The organism is Streptomyces colwelliae, from assembly GCF_048158785.1.
Lineage (GTDB): Bacteria > Actinomycetota > Actinomycetes > Streptomycetales > Streptomycetaceae > Streptomyces.
In genome coordinates this window covers 1-1,158 of sequence record NZ_JBLTJC010000816.1, presented here as the reverse complement: position 1 = coordinate 1,158, position 1,158 = coordinate 1, and the positions used below count along the sequence as shown (strand labels likewise).

The 1,158-nt window shown below is 75.7% G+C and carries 1 protein-coding gene and 1 pseudogene; one reads left to right on the top strand and one right to left on the bottom strand.

All coding sequences use genetic code 11. The features are described 5' to 3' along the window. Positions 1 to 38: 38 nt before the first annotated feature. Positions 39 to 530 (bottom strand): annotated as a pseudogene (locus tag ACNFOC_RS54575) (ERAP1-like C-terminal domain-containing protein); the annotation flags it as partial. On the opposite strand from ACNFOC_RS54575, the gene ACNFOC_RS54570 reads away from it, so the two are divergent. Next, positions 424 to 1,140 carry an Rv3235 family protein gene (locus tag ACNFOC_RS54570; protein WP_416966339.1) on the top strand — a complete coding sequence of 239 codons (717 nt, stop codon included), beginning with the start codon at positions 424 to 426 and terminating at the stop codon, positions 1,138 to 1,140. The pseudogene ACNFOC_RS54575 and the gene ACNFOC_RS54570 overlap by 107 nt on opposite strands. Positions 1,141 to 1,158 lie beyond the last annotated feature (18 nt).

The window sequence follows — 1,158 nt, the reverse complement described above, 5'->3', positions numbered from 1 at the left end:
CCCCCAGACCCCCGCTATCGGCCTGAACGGCCTCGTCCTCAAACGCCGGACGGACTGGACTGTGCTCCCCTCACTCGCAATGCGCGCTCCAGGTCGTCGAGTTGGTCGACGAGCTTGCGGCGCAGGGACGGGGTGAGGTCGGCGTCGCGCAGGCACTCCTCGCCGAGGCGGAGGGTTTCGGGGTCGACGGCGTGGGTGGGGAAGGCCCAGCGGCCGGCGGCGTCGGCCATGGCGGGGCCCCGGCGGGCGGCGAGGGCTACCGCGTCCGTGTAGAAGCGGGGCACGTACTCCCGTACCAGGTCGGCCTGTTCGGGTTGCCAGAAGCCCTGGGCGGTGGCGGTGAAGAGGTAGTTGGAGAGGTCATCGGTGGTGAACATCGCCTCCCAGGCCGTGCGCTTGGCCTCGGGGTCGGGGAGGGCGGCCCTGCCTGGCACGGCGGCCGACGTCGGGGGCTCACTTCCCACGACTCCCGGAACCGGGGCGACCGCCGACGCGGCCCCGGCGTCACGCGCGGCCGCCCCCACAGCGACAACCGGCCGAGGCGCAGCTCGCCCGGCCCGGGGAGACGGCCGCCCACCGGCCGCTCCGGGCCGCAGCCTTCGCACGCCAGCTTCGGCCACGGCAGGCCGAGGCGCAGCTCGTACGACGCCCACGGCCGCGTCGAGCAGGGCCGCGGCCCCGACGTCCCTCGCACCGTCGCCGGGTCGCAGCGCAGCCCCTGCCACGCCCTCTCCCGCCTCAGGTCGAGCCGAACCCCACACCGCGCCCACCCAAGCCGCCCTCAGCCGTGTCCCGCAGCCCCGCCCCACCGATCTCTTCGCCGACCGCCTCCTCGCCGTGCTGAGCGGTCAGCGGCCCGTCCACTGGATGCTCCGGCACACCGCCGGCCGCGCCTACGACGAACTGGCCCGCCTCGCCGAACACGGCCCCCTGCGCGCCACCCGGGGCACCCGCCCGGTGGTTCGGGACATCGGCTACTACGTTGCCCGCGAGGGCGCCGTGGAGGCCTTCGCCCGCATCGGCGCGGGTGACCAGGTGCGAGCCATGGCCTTCCGCCTGGAACGCGGCGCGGACCTCCGCTGGCGCTGCACGGCGGTGGAACTGGGCGGCCCCCGCGCCCCGCACCCGGACGACGACTGAGGAGGGCTGACTGCGGAC